This window comes from Pseudonocardia sp. Ae150A_Ps1, assembly GCF_001932315.1.
Lineage (GTDB): Bacteria > Actinomycetota > Actinomycetes > Mycobacteriales > Pseudonocardiaceae > Pseudonocardia.
In genome coordinates this window covers 1,748,700-1,768,827 of sequence record NZ_MCIJ01000001.1, presented here as the reverse complement: position 1 = coordinate 1,768,827, position 20,128 = coordinate 1,748,700, and the positions used below count along the sequence as shown (strand labels likewise).

17 protein-coding genes are annotated in these 20,128 nt (G+C 74.8%); 12 read left to right on the top strand and 5 right to left on the bottom strand.

Annotation, left to right across the window (positions count from 1 at the left end; all coding sequences use genetic code 11):
• Positions 1–61: 61 nt before the first annotated feature.
• A complete protein-coding gene (locus tag Ae150APs1_RS07980; protein WP_075296721.1) occupies positions 62–877 on the bottom strand; it encodes a methyltransferase domain-containing protein in 816 nt (271 codons plus the stop codon).
• A gap of 116 nt (positions 878–993) precedes the next feature.
• Here Ae150APs1_RS07980 and Ae150APs1_RS07975 point away from each other — a divergent pair, with 116 nt between their 5' ends.
• The 7 genes from Ae150APs1_RS07975 to Ae150APs1_RS07945 all read left to right on the top strand — a co-directional run bounded on the left by Ae150APs1_RS07975 (position 994) and on the right by Ae150APs1_RS07945 (position 10,069).
• Positions 994–1,800, top strand: coding sequence for a TIGR03936 family radical SAM-associated protein (locus Ae150APs1_RS07975; protein WP_170918059.1), 807 nt, complete (start codon positions 994–996; stop codon positions 1,798–1,800).
• A 173-nt stretch (positions 1,801–1,973) separates the two neighbouring features.
• A complete protein-coding gene (locus tag Ae150APs1_RS07970; protein ID WP_075296719.1) occupies positions 1,974–5,348 on the top strand; it encodes a translation initiation factor IF-2 N-terminal domain-containing protein in 3,375 nt (1,124 codons plus the stop codon).
• 163 nt (positions 5,349–5,511) lie between these two features.
• Positions 5,512–5,817: a 50S ribosomal protein L21 gene (gene rplU, locus Ae150APs1_RS07965; RefSeq protein WP_010235601.1), complete on the top strand. Its 306-nt coding sequence runs from the start codon at positions 5,512–5,514 to the stop codon at positions 5,815–5,817.
• Positions 5,818–5,829: 12 nt separating this feature from the next.
• Complete coding sequence (rpmA, locus tag Ae150APs1_RS07960; RefSeq protein ID WP_010235598.1) at positions 5,830–6,087, top strand: 50S ribosomal protein L27; 258 nt, start codon at positions 5,830–5,832, stop codon at positions 6,085–6,087.
• 98 nt (positions 6,088–6,185) lie between these two features.
• Positions 6,186–7,685 carry a GTPase ObgE gene (gene obgE / locus Ae150APs1_RS07955; RefSeq protein WP_060575234.1) on the top strand — a complete coding sequence of 500 codons (1,500 nt, stop codon included), beginning with the start codon at positions 6,186–6,188 and terminating at the stop codon, positions 7,683–7,685.
• Positions 7,682–8,794: a glutamate 5-kinase gene (gene proB / locus Ae150APs1_RS07950; RefSeq protein ID WP_010240124.1), complete on the top strand. Its 1,113-nt coding sequence runs from the start codon at positions 7,682–7,684 to the stop codon at positions 8,792–8,794. The genes obgE and proB overlap by 4 nt, the downstream gene beginning before the upstream one ends.
• A gap of 60 nt (positions 8,795–8,854) precedes the next feature.
• A complete protein-coding gene (locus Ae150APs1_RS07945) occupies positions 8,855–10,069 on the top strand; it encodes a methyltransferase domain-containing protein (RefSeq protein WP_249266263.1) in 1,215 nt (404 codons plus the stop codon).
• A 24-nt stretch (positions 10,070–10,093) separates the two neighbouring features.
• Here the strand turns inward: Ae150APs1_RS07945 and Ae150APs1_RS07940 are convergent, their stop codons facing one another.
• The 4 genes from Ae150APs1_RS07940 to Ae150APs1_RS07925 all read right to left on the bottom strand — a co-directional run bounded on the left by Ae150APs1_RS07940 (position 10,094) and on the right by Ae150APs1_RS07925 (position 14,622).
• The gene (locus Ae150APs1_RS07940) at positions 10,094–10,495 is read right to left on the bottom strand and encodes a nitroreductase/quinone reductase family protein (RefSeq protein WP_033200394.1); all 402 of its coding nucleotides are present in this window, start codon (positions 10,493–10,495) and stop codon (positions 10,094–10,096) included.
• Positions 10,496–10,564: 69 nt separating this feature from the next.
• Entirely contained in the window at positions 10,565–11,578 is a 1,014-nt protein-coding gene (locus Ae150APs1_RS07935) for an ABC transporter substrate-binding protein (RefSeq protein ID WP_075296714.1), read from the bottom strand.
• A gap of 58 nt (positions 11,579–11,636) precedes the next feature.
• Positions 11,637–13,766 carry a RecQ family ATP-dependent DNA helicase gene (locus tag Ae150APs1_RS07930; protein WP_075296712.1) on the bottom strand — a complete coding sequence of 710 codons (2,130 nt, stop codon included), beginning with the start codon at positions 13,764–13,766 and terminating at the stop codon, positions 11,637–11,639.
• Positions 13,723–14,622 (bottom strand): TetR/AcrR family transcriptional regulator, encoded by a 900-nt coding sequence (locus Ae150APs1_RS07925; RefSeq protein ID WP_075301821.1) that lies wholly within the window; start codon positions 14,620–14,622, stop codon positions 13,723–13,725. The genes Ae150APs1_RS07930 and Ae150APs1_RS07925 overlap by 44 nt, the downstream gene beginning before the upstream one ends.
• A gap of 97 nt (positions 14,623–14,719) precedes the next feature.
• Between Ae150APs1_RS07925 and Ae150APs1_RS07920 the strand changes: the two genes are divergently transcribed.
• From Ae150APs1_RS07920 to Ae150APs1_RS07900, 5 genes are all read left to right on the top strand, one after another.
• Positions 14,720–15,697, top strand: coding sequence for an ATP-binding cassette domain-containing protein (locus Ae150APs1_RS07920; RefSeq protein WP_083679989.1), 978 nt, complete (start codon positions 14,720–14,722; stop codon positions 15,695–15,697).
• Positions 15,694–16,500: an ABC transporter permease gene (locus Ae150APs1_RS07915; RefSeq protein ID WP_010240140.1), complete on the top strand. Its 807-nt coding sequence runs from the start codon at positions 15,694–15,696 to the stop codon at positions 16,498–16,500. The genes Ae150APs1_RS07920 and Ae150APs1_RS07915 overlap by 4 nt, the downstream gene beginning before the upstream one ends.
• Before the next feature lie 88 nt (positions 16,501–16,588).
• Entirely contained in the window at positions 16,589–17,464 is an 876-nt protein-coding gene (locus Ae150APs1_RS07910) for a MoxR family ATPase (protein WP_249266262.1), read from the top strand.
• A 151-nt stretch (positions 17,465–17,615) separates the two neighbouring features.
• Positions 17,616–18,521: a serine protease gene (locus Ae150APs1_RS07905; RefSeq protein ID WP_075296706.1), complete on the top strand. Its 906-nt coding sequence runs from the start codon at positions 17,616–17,618 to the stop codon at positions 18,519–18,521.
• Between the two features lie 107 nt (positions 18,522–18,628).
• On the top strand, positions 18,629–20,071 hold the full coding sequence (locus Ae150APs1_RS07900; RefSeq protein ID WP_075296704.1) for a VWA domain-containing protein: 1,443 nt from the start codon (positions 18,629–18,631) through the stop codon (positions 20,069–20,071).
• The last annotated feature ends 57 nt before the right edge of the window (positions 20,072–20,128 follow it).

The window sequence follows — 20,128 nt, the reverse complement described above, 5'->3', positions numbered from 1 at the left end:
AGGACGTCCAGGATGGCAGCACGAGCACCTCGTACGGCGCCCGCCGTTCGGCCGCCGGGCCTCAGGTCCGCACGGCCGTGACCACCAGGTACTCGGCGTCCCAGTGGTCGCCGGTCCGGGTGCGCTCCAGATGGTCGAGGAACGCCGCGTCGAGCTCCGCGGTCCGGTCCGCGTCCCCGGCGAGCCCGGCGTAGGCGGCGATCACGGGTCCGTAGTTGCGCTTCCACCAGGCCCGGAACTCCTCGGGTGAGTCGGTCACCGCCAGCCGCGCGATGTCGGTCGAGGCCTGCAGGTCCCGGACGCCGTCGCCGAGCAGGCCGCGCACGTGCGCCTCGTCGCCCCAGCGCGGGCCGGGCGTGGCACCGGGCGGCGGGGCCGGCACGAACGGCCGCAGGGTCGTGAACATCCCGCCGATGAACCCGGTCGGGGTCCAGTTCAGCAGGCCGATCCGCCCGCCGGGCCGGCAGACCCGCAGCAGCTCGGCGGCGGCCCGCTCGTGGAACGGGGCGAACATCACGCCCACGAAGGAGAGCACGACGTCGAACATCGCGTCCTCGAAGGGGAGGGCGTGCGCGTCGGCCTCGACCCACTCCAGCCCGATCCCGCGGGCGTCGGCGATCCGCGCGCCCTCGGCCAGCAGCTCGGGGGTGAGGTCGGACGCGACCACCTCGGCACCGGCCAGCGCGGCCGGGATGGCCGCGTTGCCGGTGCCCGCGGCGATGTCGAGCACCTGCTCGCCGGGGCCGACGCCGGTGGCCTCGACCAGGACGGTCCCGAGCCCGGGGATGAGGTCGGCGGCGACCGTGCCGTAGTCGCCCGAGCTCCACACGGAGCGGTGCTTCGCGCCGATCGCGGACAGGTCCGGGGTGGCGGTCATGGAGGTCTCCTCGCTCTCGGCGGCAGCGTCGGTGCTGATGCGGACTGCTGATGCGGGCGAGGTTCCGCGCGAGGCGTGTGCCGGACCGTGTGCGCGCCCCTCCTAGACTCCGGGGCATGGCACGTGTGAAGGCGGGAGCGGCGGCGAACCCGGCACCACCGACGGTGCAGCGGGTGCGGCTGCGCTTCGCCAAGCGCGGCCGGCTGCGCTTCCTGTCCCACCGTGACGTGGCCCGCAGCTTCGAGCGTGCGGTGCGCCGGGCCGGCGTCCCGGTGTCGCACTCGCACGGGTTCAGCCCGCACCCGCGGCTGTCCTGGGTCGGTGCCGCGCCGACCGGCGCGGCCAGCGAGGCCGAGTACGTCGAGATGGGCCTCACCCGCGAGCTCGATCCGGCGGTGGTGTGCGAGGCGATGGACCGCGCGCTCCCGGACGGTCTCGACGTCCTGGAGGCCGTCGTCGCCGAGCCGCCGGCGCTCGCCGAGCGGATCGACGCCGGCCGGTGGCGCCTGGAGGTGCGGGGTGTACCGCACGCCGACGTCGCGGCGGCCGTCGCGACGCTCCTGGAGCGGGAGTCGGTGGTGGTGATCCGTGTCACTCCGTCGGGCCGCAAGGAGATCGACGTGCGTGCCGCACTGGTCTCGCTGTCGGTCGATCCCCAGGTGAGTGACGACGTCCCGGACCCGGCGGCGGGTTCCCCGGGTCCGGCTACCGGCTGTGCGATACTGACGGCGGTCGTTCGGCAGACGACACCGACCGTTCGACCCGACGACGTACTGGGTGCGCTCGGTGTTGTCGCAGACCTGGCGCCACCGGTACCGGTGACGGCCACCCGATTGGCGCAGGGTCTGCTCGACGACGGGGGCGACCTGGTGGACCCGCTCGGTGCGGTACCGGCGACCCGGGGCCGACCGGTCGGATCCTGATCCGGACGGCACTCACGCCGCCGGCGGCGCCGTCGAGGCGGGACCCCCGGAGATCCGGGACAGCGACACCAGATGTGCCGCACCGCGCAACCCGCGCGAGCTGCGGAACGAGTACGCGCAAGGTCCCTGCGCGGCCGCCTCCCGAACGAGGCGCCCGGGGGCGAAGGAGCTGAATGTCCGTGAACGACGCGCCCGCCGGTGGTACCGGCGGGCCCTCCGGTGAGCCCGTCCCGACCCCGGACCTGCCGGAGAAGATGCGGGTGCACGCACTGGCCAAGCTGCTCGGCCGGGCCAGCAAGGACGTCCTCGGAGCGCTGACGACGCTCGGCCACGAGGTCCGCAGCGTCCAGTCCAACATCACCCGCGCGACGGCCGAGCAGGTCCTCGCGGCACTGGCCCCGGTGGCCGGGGAGAGTGACACCGAGCCGTCGGCCGCCGAGCCGTCCCCCACGGAGCCGTCCCTCGCTGAGTCGTCCGCCGCCGAGCCTTCCGTCGCCGAGCCGGTCGAGCCGGCCGCCGCGGACCTCGGGCAGGACGCCCCGGCGCCCGAGCGGACCGGGCGGCGGACCGGCCCGCGGGCGGCCGCACACAACCCGTTCGGACCGGCCGACTCCGGGCCGGCCGCGACCTGGGCCTCCGCACCCGCGGAGCCGGCCGCCTTCGCGCCCGCCTTCGCCGCCCCGATGTTCCAGGCCCCGACCGCGCCGGCCGCCCCCGCGGCGCCGCCCGCGTCCGCGCCGGCCGGCACGGAGGACGGCGAGGGCACCGGTGGCGCCAGGAAGGGCCGCAAGGGCCGGAAGAAGCAGCGCGACGCCGAGGCCGTGGCCGAGGACGAGCAGACCACCACCCCGGCGGGCGACACCACCGCCGCCGACCCCGCCGACTCCGACGCCGACTCCGGTGGGACGGACTCCGCCGATGCCGACGCCGACCGGTCGGAGGACGACGCCGACGGCGACGCCCGCCGGCGCCGCCGTCGTGGCCGTCGTGGCCGTGGCCGGGGCAAGGGCGGCGACGAACAGGGCGAGAACGACCAGGACGCCGACGACTCCGACTCCGACTCCGACTCCGACTCTGACGCCGGGTCCGGTGAGGGCTCCGGTGAGGAGACCCCGGCCGGGTCGGGGGACTCCGGTGACGGCGACGGGGACGAGCAGTCGTCGGGCGGCTCCCGCCGCCGGCGCCGCCGCCGTCGCAAGGGCGGGTCCGACGTCGAGGACCGCTCCGAGGACGACCCGCCGAACACCGTCACCAAGGTCCGTGAGGCCCGCTCCGACTCCGGCTCGTCGTCCTCCGACGACCAGGTGCAGGGCGTGCGTGGCTCGACCCGGCTCGAGGCGAAGCGCCAGCGCCGCCGCGACGGCCGGGACGCTGGCCGTCGCCGCCCGCCGATCCTGTCCGAGTCCGAGTTCCTGGCCCGCCGGGAGTCCGTCGACCGGCAGATGGTGATCCGCCAGCTGGCCGACCGCACCGAGATCGGCGTGCTGGAGGACTCGGTCCTCGTCGAGCACTTCATCACCGGTGGCGGTTCCGGCTCCTCCATGGTGGGCAACATCTACCTCGGCCGGGTGCAGAACGTGCTGCCGTCGATGGAGGCGGCCTTCGTCGACATCGGGCGCGGCCGCAACGCCGTGCTCTATGCCGGTGAGGTCAACTGGGACGCCGCCGGTCTCAACGGCAAGGCCCGCAAGATCGAGCAGGCGCTGTCGTCCGGCGACCAGGTGCTGGTGCAGGTCACCAAGGACCCGGTCGGGCACAAGGGCGCCCGGCTGACCACGCAGATCTCGCTGGCCGGCCGGTTCCTGGTCTACGTGCCCTCCGGCGGTGCCGCGGGCATCTCCCGCAAGCTGCCCGACACCGAGCGCAAGCGGCTCAAGGAGATACTGAAGGAGATCGTCCCGTCCGAGGCCGGGGTGATCATCCGGACGGCGTCCGAGGGCGTCTCGCACGACGCCCTGGAGCGTGACGTCCGCCGGCTGCAGGCGCAGTGGGAGGTCGTCAAGGAGAAGTCCGAGAAGACCGGCCCCGGCGCACCGAAGGCCCCGACGCTCCTCTACGAGGAGCCGGACATGCTGGTCAAGGTCGTCCGGGACCAGTTCAACGAGGACTTCTCGAAGCTGATCGTGTCCGGGGCGGACGCCTGGGACACCGTCTCGGGCTACGTCGAGCACGTGGCCTCCGAGCTGACCGAGCGGATGCACCGGCACACCGGCCCGTCCGACGTCTTCACCGAGTACCGGATCGACGAGCAGCTGCTCAAGGCGCTGGACCGGAAGGTCTGGCTGCCGTCGGGCGGCACGCTGGTGATCGACCGGACCGAGGCGATGACCGTCGTCGACGTCAACACCGGCAAGTTCACCGGCTCCGGCGGCAACCTCGAGGAGACCGTCACCCGGAACAACCTGGAGGCGGCCGAGGAGGTCGTCCGCCAGCTCCGGCTCCGCGACATCGGCGGGATCATCGTCGTCGACTTCATCGACATGGTGCTGGAGGCGAACCGCGACCTCGTGCTGCGCCGCCTCACCGAGTGCCTGGCCCGCGACCGCACCCGGCACCAGGTGGCCGAGGTGACCTCGCTCGGCCTGGTGCAGATGACCCGCAAGCGGGTCGGCGGGGGGCTGCTGGAGCACTTCTCGACGCCGTGCGAGCACTGCCGTGGCCGTGGCGTGGTGATCTCCACCGATCCGGCGGAGCAGCACCAGCACCAGCACAACGGGAACGGCAACGGCAACGGCCGGGGCGGCAACAACAACGGCAACAACGGCGGCGGCAATGGTGACGGCGGTGGCCGTCGGCGGCGTCGTCGCGGTGGCGGGGACTCCGGCAACGGGGCCCCGTCCGGCCAGTCGAACGGCTCCGACCAGGGCTCGGACGGCAACGGCTCGGACCGCAACGGTTCCGACCGGAACGGCAACGGCTCGGCCGAGCGCTCCGTGGACACCACCACCGCCGTGGCCGGCGTGGCCGCGGTCGCCGCGGCCGCACAGGGCGGCGAGGGCACGTCGGCCGGCAGCACGGTCCCCGACACCCCGGAGTCCGGCACCGAGCCGGCACGGTCCACGCCGACCGGGTCCGCGCCTGCCGAGGACGCGCCGGCCGACGCCGGGCCCGCCCCGGCGGACACCACGGCCACCGACGCCGCGCCCGCCCCGCCCGTCGACCCGGACGCCGGTCCGGCCGTCGCCGAGCCGGTCGGCGAGCTGACCGGCTCCGCCGTCCCGTCCGCCGGCGCCGAGCCCGCCGGGCGGGCGCGCAAGACCGAGCCCGCCGAGCCCGTCGAGGAGGCGGTGCCGGAGGCACCCGCTCCGCGCCGTCGCAAGGTCAGCCGCTCGGCCGGGGCCCCGGTCGCGGCCGGTGAGCCGGTCGTCATCACCACCTCGTCCCCGTCCGGTGAGTCCGGCGCGGGGGAGACGGGGACGGGGGAGGCCGCCACCGGCGACGCCCCCGCCACCCCGGACCACCCGGAGGCGGCCGAGGCCGTCTCCCGGCCCCGCCGCCGTCGTCGTACGGCGTCCCGCCCCGCGGGCCCGCCCCAGGACGGGGGGTGAGTGCGACCCCGTCAGCGGGGTCGCGTACCCTTGACCGACAGAAGCCACGCCTCTGTGCTCAGCAAACGGGGGACGTGGCGTGCGCGCCGGGATCGGCGCGAGCTGTGAGAGACCCGTGCGCGCTCCAGTAGCGCCCCCGATTTTCAGGAGTCGTGCGTCAGCGATGTACGCGATCGTCAAGACCGGCGGCAAGCAGTACAAGGTGGCCGTCGACGACGTGGTCACCGTCGAGAAGATCGACGGTGAGCCCGGCGCCGAGATCAGCCTTCCCGCCGTGCTGCTCGTCGACGGCGACCAGGTGACCACCGATGCCAGCGGCCTCACCTCCGCGGTGTCCGCCACCGTCGTCGAGCACACGAAGGGTCCGAAGATCCGGATCCACAAGTTCAAGAACAAGACCGGATACCACAAGCGTCAGGGCCACCGCCAGCCCCTGACGAAGGTCCAGGTCACCGCGATCGGCAAGTAAGGAGCCTGCGTCATGGCACACAAGAAGGGTGCATCCAGCTCCCGCAACGGTCGCGACTCCAACGCCCAGTACCTGGGCGTGAAGCGGTTCGGCGGCCAGGTCGTCAAGGCCGGCGAGATCCTCATCCGTCAGCGCGGCACCGCCACCCACCCGGGTGTCAACGTCGGGCGCGGCAAGGACGACACGCTGTTCGCCCTCGCCGCCGGTACCGTCGAGTTCGGTTCCAAGCGCGGCCGCAAGACCGTCAACATCGTGCCGGCCGAGGTCTGAGCGACCCGCCAGCACAGCGACGCCGACGGCGGGTCACCCCGGTAGCGGGGGGCCCGCCGTTCGTCGTGTCACCACCGTCGTCACAGAGGAGCACCATCATGTCCCGGTTCGTGGACCGCGTCGTGCTGCACGCGACCGCGGGTGCCGGGGGCAACGGCTGCGCCTCGGTGCACCGCGAGAAGTTCAAACCGCTCGGCGGCCCCGACGGCGGCAACGGCGGCCGGGGCGGGTCGATCGTCCTGGTCGTCGACCCGGGCGTGCACACGCTGCTCGACTACCACCACCGCCCGCACGCCGCGGCGCGCAGCGGAACGCAGGGGCAGGGCGCGTTCAAGAACGGCGCCAACTCCCCGGACACCGAGCTGCGCGTCCCGGACGGCACCGTCGTGCTCGACGAGGACGGCGAGGTCGTGGCCGATCTCGTCGGCCCCGGCACCCGGTTCGTCGCCGCCCGTGGCGGCCGCGGCGGGCTCGGCAACGCGGCGCTCGCGAGCGCCGCACGCAAGGCGCCCGGCTTCGCGCTGCTCGGCGAGCCCGGCGACGACGTCCACTTCACCCTGGAGCTGCGCTCGCTGGCCGACGTCGGCCTGGTCGGCTTCCCCAGCGCGGGCAAGTCCTCGCTGGTCGCGTCGCTGTCCGCGGCCCGGCCGAAGATCGCCGACTATCCCTTCACCACGCTCGTCCCGCAGCTCGGTGTGGTCAGCGCCGGCGACGAGACCTTCACCGTCGCCGACGTCCCGGGGCTCATCCCGGGCGCCGCCGACGGCCGCGGGCTGGGCCTGGAGTTCCTGCGGCACGTCGAGCGCTGCTCGGTGCTGGTGCACGTCGTCGACTGCGCGACCTTCGAGACCGAGCGCGACCCGGTGTCCGACATCGAGGCCCTGGAGACCGAGCTGGCGCACTACGCCGACCAGCTGGGCACCAGCGCCCTCGGGGAGCGGATCGACGAGCGGCCGCGGCTGATCGCACTCAACAAGATCGACGTCCCGGACGCTGCGGATCTCGTCGACATGGTCCGCGAGGACCTGACCGAGCGGTTCGGCTGGCCGGTGTTCGCGATCTCCACCGCGTCCCGGGCCGGGCTGCGGGAGCTGACCTTCGCGATGGCCGAGCGGGTCGCGGCGGCCCGGGCCGCCCGTCCGGAGGTCGAGCCGACCCGGATCGTGCTCCGCCCGAAGGCGGTCGACGACTCCGGGTTCACCATCGAGCCGGACACCGAGATCGAGGGTGGGTTCGTCGTGCGCGGCGAGCGGCCCGAGCGCTGGATCCGGCAGACCAACTTCGACAACGACGAGGCCGTCGGCTACCTCGCGGACCGGCTCGCCCGGCTCGGCGTCGAGGAGGGGCTGGCCAAGGCCGGTGCCGTGCCCGGCTGCCCGGTCACCGTCGGCGACGTCACGTTCGACTGGGAGCCGTCCACCCCGGCCGGGGTGGCGGCGCTGCTCACCGGCCGCGGCACCGACATCCGGCTGGAGAGCCACGACCGGGTCGGCTCGGCCGAGCGCAAGCAGGCCCGGGCGGCGCGGCGGGCACACCTGTCCGACGCCGAGCTCGCGGCGGGGGCGCACTACGCCTCCGACCGCGAGATCGAGGAGTGACCACCCGCGCGGCGCTCGGGGCCGCCCGCCGGGTCGTCGTCAAGGTCGGGTCGTCGTCGCTGACCAGCCTCACCGGCGGTCTCGACCCGGCGCGGCTCGACGCGCTCGTCGACGCACTGATGGCCCGCCGCGACACCGGCAGCCAGGTGGTGCTCGTGTCGTCCGGTGCGATCGCCGCGGGGCTGGCGCCGCTGCAGCTGCGCAGGCGTCCGCGTGACCTCGCCACCCAGCAGGCCGCGGCGTCGGTCGGGCAGCTGCTGCTGGCGCACGCGTACTCGGCGTCGTTCGCCCGGTACGGGCAGGGCATCGGGCAGGTGCTGCTCACCGCCGACGACATGATCCGCCGCTCGAACTACCGCAACGCCCAGCGGACGCTGGAGCGGCTGCTGCAGCTCGGCTCGCTCCCGGTGGTCAACGAGAACGACACCGTCGCCACCGCCGAGATCCGGGTCGGCGACAACGACCGGCTCGCCGCGCTGGTGGCCCACATCGTCGGCGCGGACGCGCTCGTGCTGCTCTCCGACGTCGACGGCCTCTACGACGGGGATCCCCGCGACCCGGGTGCGGCGCTGGTCGGCGAGGTGGAGACCCCGTCCGAGCTCGCCGGGATCAGCGTCACCCGTCCCGGGTCCGGCCTGGGTACCGGCGGGATGGCGACGAAGGTGACGGCCGCGGCGATGGCGTCGGCGGCCGGGATCCCGGTGCTGCTGACCTCGGCCGACGAGGCGGCTCCCGCGCTCGCCGCCGGGCCGGACGGCCCCAAGGTCGGGACCGCCTTCCGGGCGGCGGGCACCCGGATGAGCGCCCGCCGGTTCTGGCTGCGGCACGCGGCCGACGTCCGCGGCGCGCTGGACCTCGACGACGGTGCCGTCGAGGCGGTCCGCGCCCGGCGCCGGTCGCTGCTCGCCGCCGGGGTGCACGGGGTCTCCGGGGACTTCGTGGCGGGCGACGTCGTCGAGCTGCTGGCCCCGCACGGCCGGGCGATCGCCCGCGGCGTCGTGTCCTACGACGCGACGGAGCTGCCCTCGATGATCGGGCGCCGCACCCGTGAGCTGCCCCCCGAGCAGCGCCGGGAGCTCGTGCACGCCGACGACCTGGTCACGATGTGACTCGTGAGTGGTTTTGTCGGTCCCGGCCGCGATAACCACTCACGAGGCAGAATGCCCCCCATGCCGACGCCGGAGGACGCCCGGGCCGGGCTGGTCGCCGACCTTGTCCGTGACGGCAGGCTGCGCAGCCCGCGGATCCGTGCGGCCATGGAGTCCGTCCCCCGGCACCTGTTCCTGCCCGGGCTCGCCCCGGACGCCGCGTACGCCGACGAGGCCGTGCCGATCAAGAGCGACGGCGGGGTCACGGTCAGCTCGGTCTCGCAGCCGTCCATGGTGGCGATCATGCTCGAGCAGCTCGACGTCGCCCCGGGGCACCGGGTGCTCGAGATCGGCGCCGGCGCGGGGTGGAACGCGGGCCTGCTCGCGCACGTCGTCGGTACCGCCGGTGCTGTCACCACGGTCGACATCGACGACGACCTCGTCGCAGGCACCCGCGCCCACCTCGCCGCGGCCGGGCTCGACCGGGTGGAGGCCGTCACCGCCGACGGGGCGGGCGGCTACCCGCCGTCGGCGCCCTACGACCGGATCGAGCTGACGGTCGGCTCCACCGGTGTCCGCCCGGAGTGGGTCGCGCAGCTGGCCCCGGAGGGCCGTCTGCTGCTCCCGCTGACGGTGCGCGGCAGCCAGCTGTCGGTCGCGTTCGCGCACACCGGGCCCGGCCGGCTGGTGTCCACCTCGGTGCGGAGCTGCGCGTTCGTGCGGCTGCGCGGTGCCGGCGCGGACCCGGGCGCCGACGCCGAGCTGTCCGGCGGCGGCTGGACGGTCCAGCCCTCCTGCCGCTCCGGCGACGGCGCCGCCGACCCGCGGGTGCTGGAACGGGTCCTGGACGAGCCGGGGAAGGACCGACCGGCTCCCGTCCGGTGCACGGTCTCGGACCTGTGGGACGGCCTCGGGCTGTGGTGCGCGCTCGCCGACACCGCGGTCGTCCGGCTGCTGGGCCCGCCCGGTGACGGGCTCGCGTCCGCACTGTTCGGTGTGGCGGGGGCCCGGGTGGCGCTCGGGCTCGCGAGTGCGGACGGGTGCGCCCTGCTGCTCGCCGATCCGCGGGCGACGGTCCGGTCGTTCGGCCCCGGCGGGGAGGCCGCCGCCGACCGGCTCGTCGCCCTCGCCGACGGCTGGCTCCGTGCGGGCCGGCCGCACGCGGCGGACCTGCGGATCGACGCCGTCGTCCCGGAGCTCGTGCCGGCCCCCGGCGCGGGCCCACCGGGAGACGCCGAGATCGTGGACGGTGCGGGGACCCGGCTGCGCGTCGCCTGGGGGATCGGCCCTGGCTGATCCCCCAGGCGCCGTCCGGGTCCGTCAGGCGGGTTCGAGGTGCACCAGCGGGATCTCCCGCTCGGTGCTGCGCTGGTAGCCGGCGTAGTTCCGGTACCGGTCGGCGATCCGCGGCCACAGCTCCGCCCGCTCCGCGGGCTCGGCGACCCGCGCCCGCATCGGGACCCTCGGGCCACCCTGGACGGCGACCTGCACCTGCGGGTCCGCACGCAGGTTGTGGAACCAGGCCGGGTGCCGGTCGTCGCCACCTCGGGAGGCGACGACGACGTAGCTCCCGTCGCCGTGCAGCGGGGCGGTCAGCAGCACCGTCCGCGGCTCGCCGGAGCGGCGCCCGGTCGTGGTCAGCTCGACGACGGGCATCCCCATCGCGGAGTGGCCGACCCGGCCACCGGACAGCCTGATCAGCAGCCGGTGGCCGGCGTTCATCGCCTTGAGCGCGAAGTCGGGTGGGTTCACGGGGCCGACCTTACCCGCGAGTAGGGTCATTGTCGCCGGTCAGCCGGTCGCCGCGACCTTCTCCAGGGCGGGGCGCAGCTGGTCGACCAGCCAGCCGGCAGAGACGACGTTCGGTGCCTGCAGCGCGACCGCCTGGTCCAGGGTCAGCGGCACGTAGGTGCCCTGCTGCACCGCCCGGACCCGCTGGACGAGCTCGTCCCCCTCGAACGTGGCGCGGTCACCCTCGCCCGCGAAGGTCATCAGCAGCAGGTCGGCCTCGGACAGCCGGCCCACCTCCTCGTAGGAGATGCCGACGGTGCCCGGTGCGAGGGCGTCCGAGGCGGGTGCGGACGCGAACGACTCCGGCACCGCCAGGCCGAGCGAGCGCATGAACGCGGTCGACTGGTTCTGCTCGCCGACGACCATCGGCAGGATCTCGCCGCGGGCCTGGCCGTAGAGGTACGTCCGCCCGGCGAGGCCGGGCAGCTCGTCGCCGACGGCGGCGATCCGGGCGTCCGCCGCCGCGATCAGCTCGTCGACCCTCTGCTCCTCGCCGAGCGCCCGGCCCACCTGGCGGGCGTCGTCCTGCATCGACGCCGAGTACAGCCCCTCGGCGGCGACGACGGTCGGCGCGATCGTGCTGATCCGGTCGTAGGTCGCGCGGTCGGTGACCTGGAACGCGGACACGGCCAGGATCAGGTCCGGGGCGAACGCCGCGATCTGCTCGGGGGACAGCGGCGCGTTCGGGTCGATCGCCAGCACCTCTGGCGGCAGCGGGTCGAGGTAGGGCAGCACCGGACCGGAGTCGGCGACGTTCCGCGTCGCGCCGACGACCGGAGCCCCGACGGTCTGCGCGACGGCGAGGTCGTTCAGCCCCAGCGCCACCACCCGCTGCGGCTTCGCCGGGACCGTCGTCCCGCCGAACGCGTGCGGGATCGTCACCGGGAAGGCGCCGCCGGCCTCCGCCGCGGGAGTCGGTTCCGGCGCTGCCGGTGCCCCGCCGCACCCGCTGAGCAGCGAGATCGCCGCGAGCACGGCGACGAGGGCGGGGAACCGGGGGACATGAGCACGCATGGACACTCCTCGGAGTCAGGTGAGGCAAACCTAACCGTCGAGGAGTGGGACGGGAAGATCAGCCCGCGACCGCCAGCGTGAGGGGCAGCACCTCCGGTGCCCCGGCCTGCCGCAGGGCGCGTGCGGCGACCGTCATCGTCCAGCCGGAGTCGACGAGGTCGTCGACGAGCAGCACCGGGCCCCCGGCGCCCGAGAGGTCCGGCAGCGCCGCCGCGTCCAGCCCCGCCCACACCGCGGCCAGCCGCTGGGCGGAGTTCTCCCGCGCCTCCGGGTGGTCGCCGGCCGGCGGCAGCGTGCCGAGCAGCGGCAGCCGCCCGATCTCGGCGATCCGGCGGGCGAGGTGATCGAGCTGGTGCGGTCGGGTGCGCGAGCCGATCCCGACCACACCGACGGGGCGCCGCTCCCAGCCCCACCCCGCGAGCACCCGGACGACGGCGTCGAGCACGTCCGACGGCACCGGGTCGTCGCCGCCGGAGAGCAGCTCGCGCAGCCGGGTGCCCCAGCCGATGTCGGAGAGCCGCCCGATCGCCCGGCCGGTCGCCGCCTGCTCCCCGGGAGGGATCCGCCCGGACAGCGGCACGTCCAGGTCCGCCATCCCGGACGGCCACATCTTCCGCGGCGCGAGCTCGATCCCGGGCCGGGACAGTCGCTCCTGCGCGGCCTGCTCGCCGTCGGCCGCGACGTCGTCGGACCAGACGGTGCCGGTGCAGGTGTCGCAGCGGCCGCACGGGGTCGGGTCCGGGTCGTCGAGCTGGCGACGCAGGAACACCAGCCGGCACTCGGTGGTGGCGATGTAGTCGAGCATCGCCTGCTGCTCGGCGCGCCGCGCCTCGTTCACCCGCGCGTGCCGCTCGGTGTCGTAGACCCATTCCTCCCCGGTGGCGGTCCAGCCGCCCTTGACGCGCTTCGCCGCGCCGTCGGCGTCGAGCACCTTGAGCAGCATCTCCAGCCGGGTGCGGGACAGGTCCACCTGGGTCTCGATCGACGCCGTCGACCGCGGGTGCTCCGACAGCACGCCGAGGGTCTGGCGGACCAGCGGCTCCGGCGGGAACGCGAGCGACGCGAAGTAGGCCCAGATGTCGCGGTCCTCGCGGCCGGGCAGCAGCACCACCTCGGCCCGCTCCAGCGCGCGCCCGGCACGGCCGATCTGCTGGTAGTAGGCCACCGGCGAGGCGGGGGCGCCGAGGTGCACGACGAAGCCCAGGTCGGGCTTGTCGAAGCCCATGCCCAGCGCCGACGTCGCCACCAGGGCCTTCACCCGGTTCTCCTGCAGGTCCGACTCGGCGGCGAGCCGCTGCTCCGGATCGGTCTTCCCGGAGTAGGAGCGCACCGCGAACCCGCGCTCGCGCAGGAACTCGGCCACCTCGTCGGCGGCCTGCACGGTGAGGGTGTAGACGATCCCGGCGCCGGGCAGCTCGTCGAGCTTCGAGGCCAGCCAGGCCAGCCGCCGGGCGGGGGTCGGCAGCTGCACCACGGCCAGCCGCAGCGACTCCCGGTCCAGCGAGCCGCGCAGCACCAGCGTGTCCTGCTGGTCCCGGCCCATGCCGAGCTGCTCCGAGACGTCGGTGACGACCCGGTCGTTCGCGGTCGCGGTCGTCGCCAGCACCGGGATGCCGGACGGCAGCTCGGCGATCAGCGTGCGCAGCCTGCGGTAGTCGGGCCGGAAGTCGTGCCCCCAGTCGGACACGCAGTGCGCCTCGTCGACCACGAGCATCCCGGCGCTCGCGGCGAGCTTCGGCAGCACCCGGTCCCGGAAGTCGGGGTTGTTGAGCCGCTCCGGCGACACGAGCAGCACGTCGACGTCGCCGTTCTCGATGTCGGCGTACACCGCGTCCCACTCGTCGGCGTTGGCCGAGTTGACCGTGACCGCCACGATCCCGGAGCGAATCGCCGCGTCGATCTGGTTGCGCATCAGCGCCAGCAGCGGGGAGACGATCACCGTGGGGCCGGCGCCCTGCTCGCGGAGCAGCGCCGTCGCCACGAAGTAGACCGCCGACTTTCCCCAGCCGGTGCGCTGCACGACGAGCGCGCGGCGGTGCTGCGCGACCAGGGCCTCGATCGCGGTCCACTGGTCCTCGCGCAGCCCGGCGCCGTCGCCGGCGAGCTGGGCGAGCACCGCCTCGGCGCGCTCGCGCAGGTCGGCACTACCCGGCAGGTCGGTCTCCGATGCGGTCGTCACGGGACCCATGGTGGCGCGGACCCCCGACAGTCCCGTCGCCGGGCGGCCGCGGGGGCGGTCCGGCGGAGCGGGCCCGCACGTACGCCTCGACGCCGTCGAGCACGAGCCCGAGCCCGAGGTCGATCTCCGCGTCCGGGTCGCGCGCACCGGTGAGGACGGGCGCCGGCATGTCGGCGAGGGCCGCCTTCAGGTGCGGGTAGTCGCCCGGGGCGGCGAGCTCGTGCAGGACGGTCTCGAAGTCGTGCATCGGGTTCGCCGCGGTCACCTCGGCCGGGTCGAGCTCGCTCAGCGGGGTGTCCGCGGGCAGGCCGCGGCGGCGTCGCACGTCGTCCGCCGCGGCGAGCGTCGTCTCCAGCTGCACCCGCGCCTCGGCGAGCACGTGCTGGGCGAGCAGCCCGACGACGGCCAGCTTCTCGTCCCCCCGCAGGTCCACCTCGGCCAGCACCGCGAACGCCTCCTCCATCCAGCGCACCCGGTTCGGACCGATCCGGGCCGCGGCCAGCGGGAGCTCCAGGAACCACGGCCGGGCGAGCGCGGCGTCGATCTGGGCGCGGGTCCACGCTTCCAGCCCGGACCGCCAGTCGCCGGCGTGCTCGGGCATCGTGAGCGGCTCGGCGATGTGGTCGGCCAGCAGGGCCAGCAGCTCGTCCTTGCTCTCGACGTGCCGGTAGAGCGCCATCGCGGTGCAGCCCAGCACGTCCGCCACCCGCGCCATCGACACGGCGCCGAGTCCCTCGGCGTCGGCCAGGTCGGCGGCGGTCCGCACGATCCGGTCGGTGCTCAGCGCCGGTTTCGGCCCGCGGCGCGGCCGGCCGGCACGCCCCCACAGCCTGCGCAGGGTCGCGGGGACCTCCTCGTCGTCCATGCGTCCATCCTCTCCCGCCCGCGCGGCCGCAGGAAAACGGGGTCCACCGTAAGCAGTTGATGCTATAAACAGTTTGTACTGTAAGCAGATGAGGGGAGTGGTCGTGGCGGAACCCGTGGTACGGGCGGTCGGCCTGCGCAAGTGCTTCGGAGGGAAGCGCCGTCGGGTGCGGGTGCTGGACGGCGTGGACCTCCGGCTGGACGCGGGGGAGGTGCTCGCGCTGCTCGGTCCGAACGGCGCGGGCAAGACCACCACCGTGCGGGTGCTGAGCACCCTGACCAGGCCGGACGGCGGTACCGCCACCGTGGCGGGACACGACGTCGTGACCGGCGCGCGCCGGGTCCGCGAGGTCATCGGTCTCACCGGCCAGTACGCCGCCGTCGACGAGAAGCTCACCGGCCGCGAGAACCTGACGACGATGGCCCGGCTCGCCCACCTGCCGCGCCGGGCGGTCCGGACCCGGGTCGACGAGCTCCTCGAGGCGTTCGGCCTGGCGGACGCGGCCGGGCGGCAGTTGCGGACCTACCCCGGCGGGATGCGCCGCCGGCTCGATCTCGCCGCCGGCCTGGTGCTGCGCCCGACGGTGCTGTTCCTCGACGAGCCGACGAGCGGGCTGGACCCGCGCAGCAGGCGCGGGATGTGGGAGGTCATCACCCGCGTCGTCGCCGACGGCACCAGCCTGCTGCTCACGACCCAGTACCTGGAGGAGGCCGACGAGCTCGCCGACCGGGTCGCGATGATCGACGGCGGCCGGGTGGTCGCGGAGGGCACGCCCGCCCAGCTCAAGCGGGCGGTCGGGGACGCCGCCGTCGAGCTGGCCTTCGCCTCCGCCACCGACGCGGCCCGGGTCGCCGGCGCGCTCGGCGGCCTCGTGCACACCGGTCCGGTCCTCCGGGTGCCCACCGACGGTTCGGTCCGGCACGTCCGCGACCTGCTCACGATCGTCGAGGCGGCCGGTCCGCCGCCGGAGCACTGGGCGGTGCGCGCGCCCAGCCTCGACGACGCGTTCCTCGCGCTCACCGGGCACTCCACCCGGCACGCGGACGCCGCCGAGCCGGCGGGGGTGGCGGCATGACGGCCCCGGCGGCACCCGCTCGGTGGCTCCGGGCCGTCCCGGACACCGCGACGATGACCGGCCGCGCACTGCGGCTGGCCCGCCGCGACCCGGACGAGCTGCTCGTCTCGCTCCTGCTCCCGACGATGATCATGCTGATGTTCGTCTTCGTGTTCGGCGGGGCGATCGAGACCGGCACCGACTACATCACCTACGCCACGCCGGGCGTGATCCTGCTGTGCGCCGGCTACGGGGCCTCGAACACCGCGATCGCGCTGGTGCAGGACACCGGGACGGGGATCATGGACCGGTTCCGGTCCATGCCGGTCCCTGGTGCGGCGGTGCTCGCCGGGCACGTGGTGGCGAGCGTGCTCAAGAACCTCCTGACGACGGCGATCGTGCTGGCCGTCGCCGCGGCCATCGGCTTCCGTCCCGGCGCGGGCCCGCTCGAGTGGCTGGGCGCGCTCGGCGTCGTCACCTCCTACGTGCTGGCGATCACCTGTGTGGCGACGTTCGTCGGCGTCGTCGCGCGCACACCCGCGTCGGCCGGTGGGCTGGGCTTCGTCATGCTGTTCCTGCCGTACGTGTCCAGCGCGTTCGTCCCGCCCGGTTCGATGCCGGGCTGGCTGCGCGGCTTCGCCGAGGCCCAGCCGGTCACCCCGGTGATCGAGTCGGTCCGGGGGCTGCTGGTCGGGCTCGGGTCGGACGGGACGCCGGTCGTCGCCCTCGGTGCGACGGCGGCGCTCGCCCTCGCCTGGTGTGCGGGCATCGCCGGGGTGTCGCTCGTCGCCGCGACCTGGGTGTTCGCCCGCCGGGGGCGCTGAGCGGCGCTCCCGTCCCGCGGGTGATCCGGCTCACCCGCAGGGCGGGGGCGTGCGGCACCGGCCCGTGGTGCAGTGCAGGATGACCGCCGTGAGCACAGCCCACCAGCCCGTGTTCGGCTCCGTCGCCGACGTCACCGACCGGCTCGGTGAGACCGGGTACCTCGCGTCCACCGCCGTGGCGACCACGGTGTTCCTCGCCGACCGGCTCGGGAAGCCGCTGCTGGTGGAGGGGCCCGCCGGCGTCGGCAAGACCGAGCTGGCGAAGGCCGTCGCCCAGGCCACCGGCTCCGGTCTGGTGCGGTTGCAGTGCTACGAGGGCATCGACGAGGCCCGCGCGCTCTACGAGTGGAACCACGCCAAGCAGCTGCTGCGGATCACCGCGGGCCGGGACTCCGAGGACTGGGACGCGACCCGCGACGACGTCTTCTCCGAGGAGTTCCTGCTCCCGCGCCCGCTGCTCACCGCGATCCGCCGCACCGACCCGACCGTCCTGCTGATCGACGAGATCGACAAGGCCGACGTCGAGGTGGAGGGCCTGCTGCTCGAGGTCCTGTCGGACTTCCAGGTCTCGATCCCCGAGCTGGGCACCGTCACCGCGGCCCGGCGCCCGTTCTCGCTGCTGACGTCGAACTCGACCCGCGAGCTGTCCGAGGCGCTCAAGCGGCGGTGCCTGTTCCTGCACCTGGATTTCCCGGACGCCGAGATGGAACGGCGGATCGTCGGCGTCCGCGTCCCCGAGCTCACCGAGCAGCTCACCGACGCGCTGGTCCGGACCGTGCGTGTGCTGCGGGCGATGGAGCTGCGCAAGGTGCCCAGCGTCGCCGAGACGATCGACTGGGGCCGCACGCTGCTCGCGCTCGGCCTGGACACCCTCGACGACGACGCCGTCCGCGCCACCCTCGGCGTCGTCCTCAAGCATCGCTCGGATGCCGACAAGGCGGCCGCCGAGCTCCGGCTCAATTGAACGGCGGGTGACACGGGGCCGTCCGGCGGCATCGCCCGGCACCCCGATGGAGTGAAGATCGGACCGCTGTCGGAACCTGCCGTAACCGCGGCGCTCGTGGCGAGTTGAGCCCGGTGACCGCTCCCCAGCGCACCCCGGAGGCCCGACGCCGATGACCGCCGTCCCGGAGAACCTTCGCCCCATCCCGCAGTCGTCCGTCCGGCGCCGGCTCGCCCGGGCCGGCCTCGCCGGCGCCGCCGTCGTCGCGCTCGCCCTCGCCGCGGCCGGGACGGCCGCCGCCCAGGACGGCCCGGGCTTCGCCGGCCCCGACGACGCCACGGTGACCCCCGGGGTCATGACCCGCACCGGCCCCGAGGGCGCCCAGCGCACGGCGAACTTCGTGTTCACCGACGGCGCCGAGGTCTACCTCGGGCAGGCCGCACACTGCGCGGGCACCGGTGGCTCGACCGAGGTCGACGGCTGCACCGCGGAGTCGCTCCCGCTCGGTACGCCGGTGGAGATCGAGGGCGCGGAGCGCCCGGGGGCCCTCACGTACTCGTCGTGGCTGAGCATGCAGGAGGCCGGCGGGGCCGATCCGGACACCTGCCGCTTCAACGACTTCGCGCTCGTCCGCATCGACCCGGCCGACGTCGCACGGACCAACCCGACGATGCCGTTCTACGGCGGACCGACCGGCGTCGACGCCGACGGCACCCGCGCCGGTGAGATCGTCTTCGGCTACGGGAACTCCGAGCTCCGCCAGGGCGTCGCGGCGCTGCGGCCGAAGACCGGGACCTCGCTCGGCACCACCGGCGGCGGCCGCTCGCACACCGTCACCACCGTGCTGCCCGGTATCCCGGGCGACTCCGGATCGGGCTACCTGTCCGCCGACGGCGCCGCGCTCGGCGTGCTGTCCACCCTGAACCTGGCACCCGCGCCCGGCACCAACGGTGTCTCGGACCTGCGCTCGGCGATCGACTACGCCGACGGGCCTGGCGGGTTCGGCGGGTCGCTGCGGCTCGTGGCGGGGGAGAAGCCGTTCGACCCGAACGTCGTGCCGGTCGACCTGGGCGGCTGAGAAGACCTCCGCGGTGTGGGACCGCGGTGATCGGCGACGGCCCGGCCGCAGCTCGGCGGCACGGCCGGGACGTCGCACAAACCGGGTGCGTCACGCATGATGGGCCGGTGAGCACCCTGCCCGCGTCCGCCGTCCCGGAGCACGGTCTGCCGGGACACCTGGTCGACTTCGTGGCCGCGCTGCGGCGTCACCACGTCGCCGTCGGGCCGGGGGAGACGGTCGACGCCGCCCGCGTCGTCGGGGTGCTGGACCTGCTGCGGCGCGACGAGCTGCGGGAGGGTCTGGCCGCGGCGCTGCTGCGCCGCTCCGGGCAGCGGGCCACCTTCGACGCCCTGTTCGACCTCTGGTTCCCGTCGGCGCTGGGTGCCGGTGCGTCCGAGGTGGACGTCCCCCGGGTCGACGACGGCGAGCACGGCACCGGCGAGGGCCCGGTCGACGTCGACGCGCTCCGCGACGTCCTCGCCGACCTCCTGCGCGACGACGACACCGAGACCCTGCGCGAGCTGGCGCGGGCCGCGGTCGACGCGATCGGCAACGCCGGCGCCGCCGGGCAGGGCGTGCGCGGGCAGGCCGCGCAACCCAACTGGTCCGCCTACCAGGCGCTGAACGCGCTGTCCCCGGACACGCTGCTGGCCCGGATCCTCGACGGGCTGGCGCAGGAGGGCGACACCGACTTCGTCTCCGAGGTCCGCCGCCGCGAGATCCGCGACCGGATCGCCCGGTTCCGGGACATGGTCCGCGACGAGGTCCGCCGCCGCACCGCCGAGCAGCGGGGCCGCGAGCAGGTCTCCCGATCCACGACGCCGTCGCAGCCGGACCGCGTGGACTTCCTGACCGCGAACGCCGTCCAGCTCGCGGAGCTGCGCCGGACCGTGCAGCCCCTCGCGCGGCGGCTGGCCTCACGGCTGTCGGCGAAGCGCCGCCGCGCGCACCGCGGGCGGCTGGACCTGCGCCGGACGCTGCGTCGCTCGCTGTCCACCGGCGGTGTGCCGATGGAGCCGGCCTACCGGACCCGGCGCCCGGGGCGCCCCGAGCTCGTGATCCTCTGCGACGTCTCCGGGTCGGTCGCCGGCTTCAGCCACTTCACGTTGCTGCTGGTCCAGGCGCTGCGCGAGCAGTTCTCCAAGGTGCGGGTGTTCGCCTTCGTCGAGCGCACCGACGAGGTGACGCACCTGTTCACCCCGGGCGCGGAGCTGTCCGGGGTGATGCAGCGGGTGCTGCGCGAGGCCCGGCTGACGGCGTTCGACGGGCACTCCGACTACGGCAGCGCGTTCGGCGACTTCCTCGAGCAGTACGCCGACGCCGTCACCTCGAAGACGTCGCTGCTGGTGCTCGGCGACGGCCGCACCAACTACCGGGACCCGAACCTGCGGGCACTCGGGCTCCTGGCCGACCAGGCGCGGCACGCGCACTGGCTCAACCCGGAACCGCAGCGCATGTGGGGTACCGGCGACTCCGACGCCCGCCGCTACGGCGAGGTGCTGCCGATGCACGAGTGCCGGACGGCGGCGCAGCTCGCCGACGTCGTGGAAGGGCTCCTGCCGGTCTGAGCGGAGCATGCCCGGTCGTGTGATCCATGTCGGCCGGTGCTGCGGTGCAACGTTTCC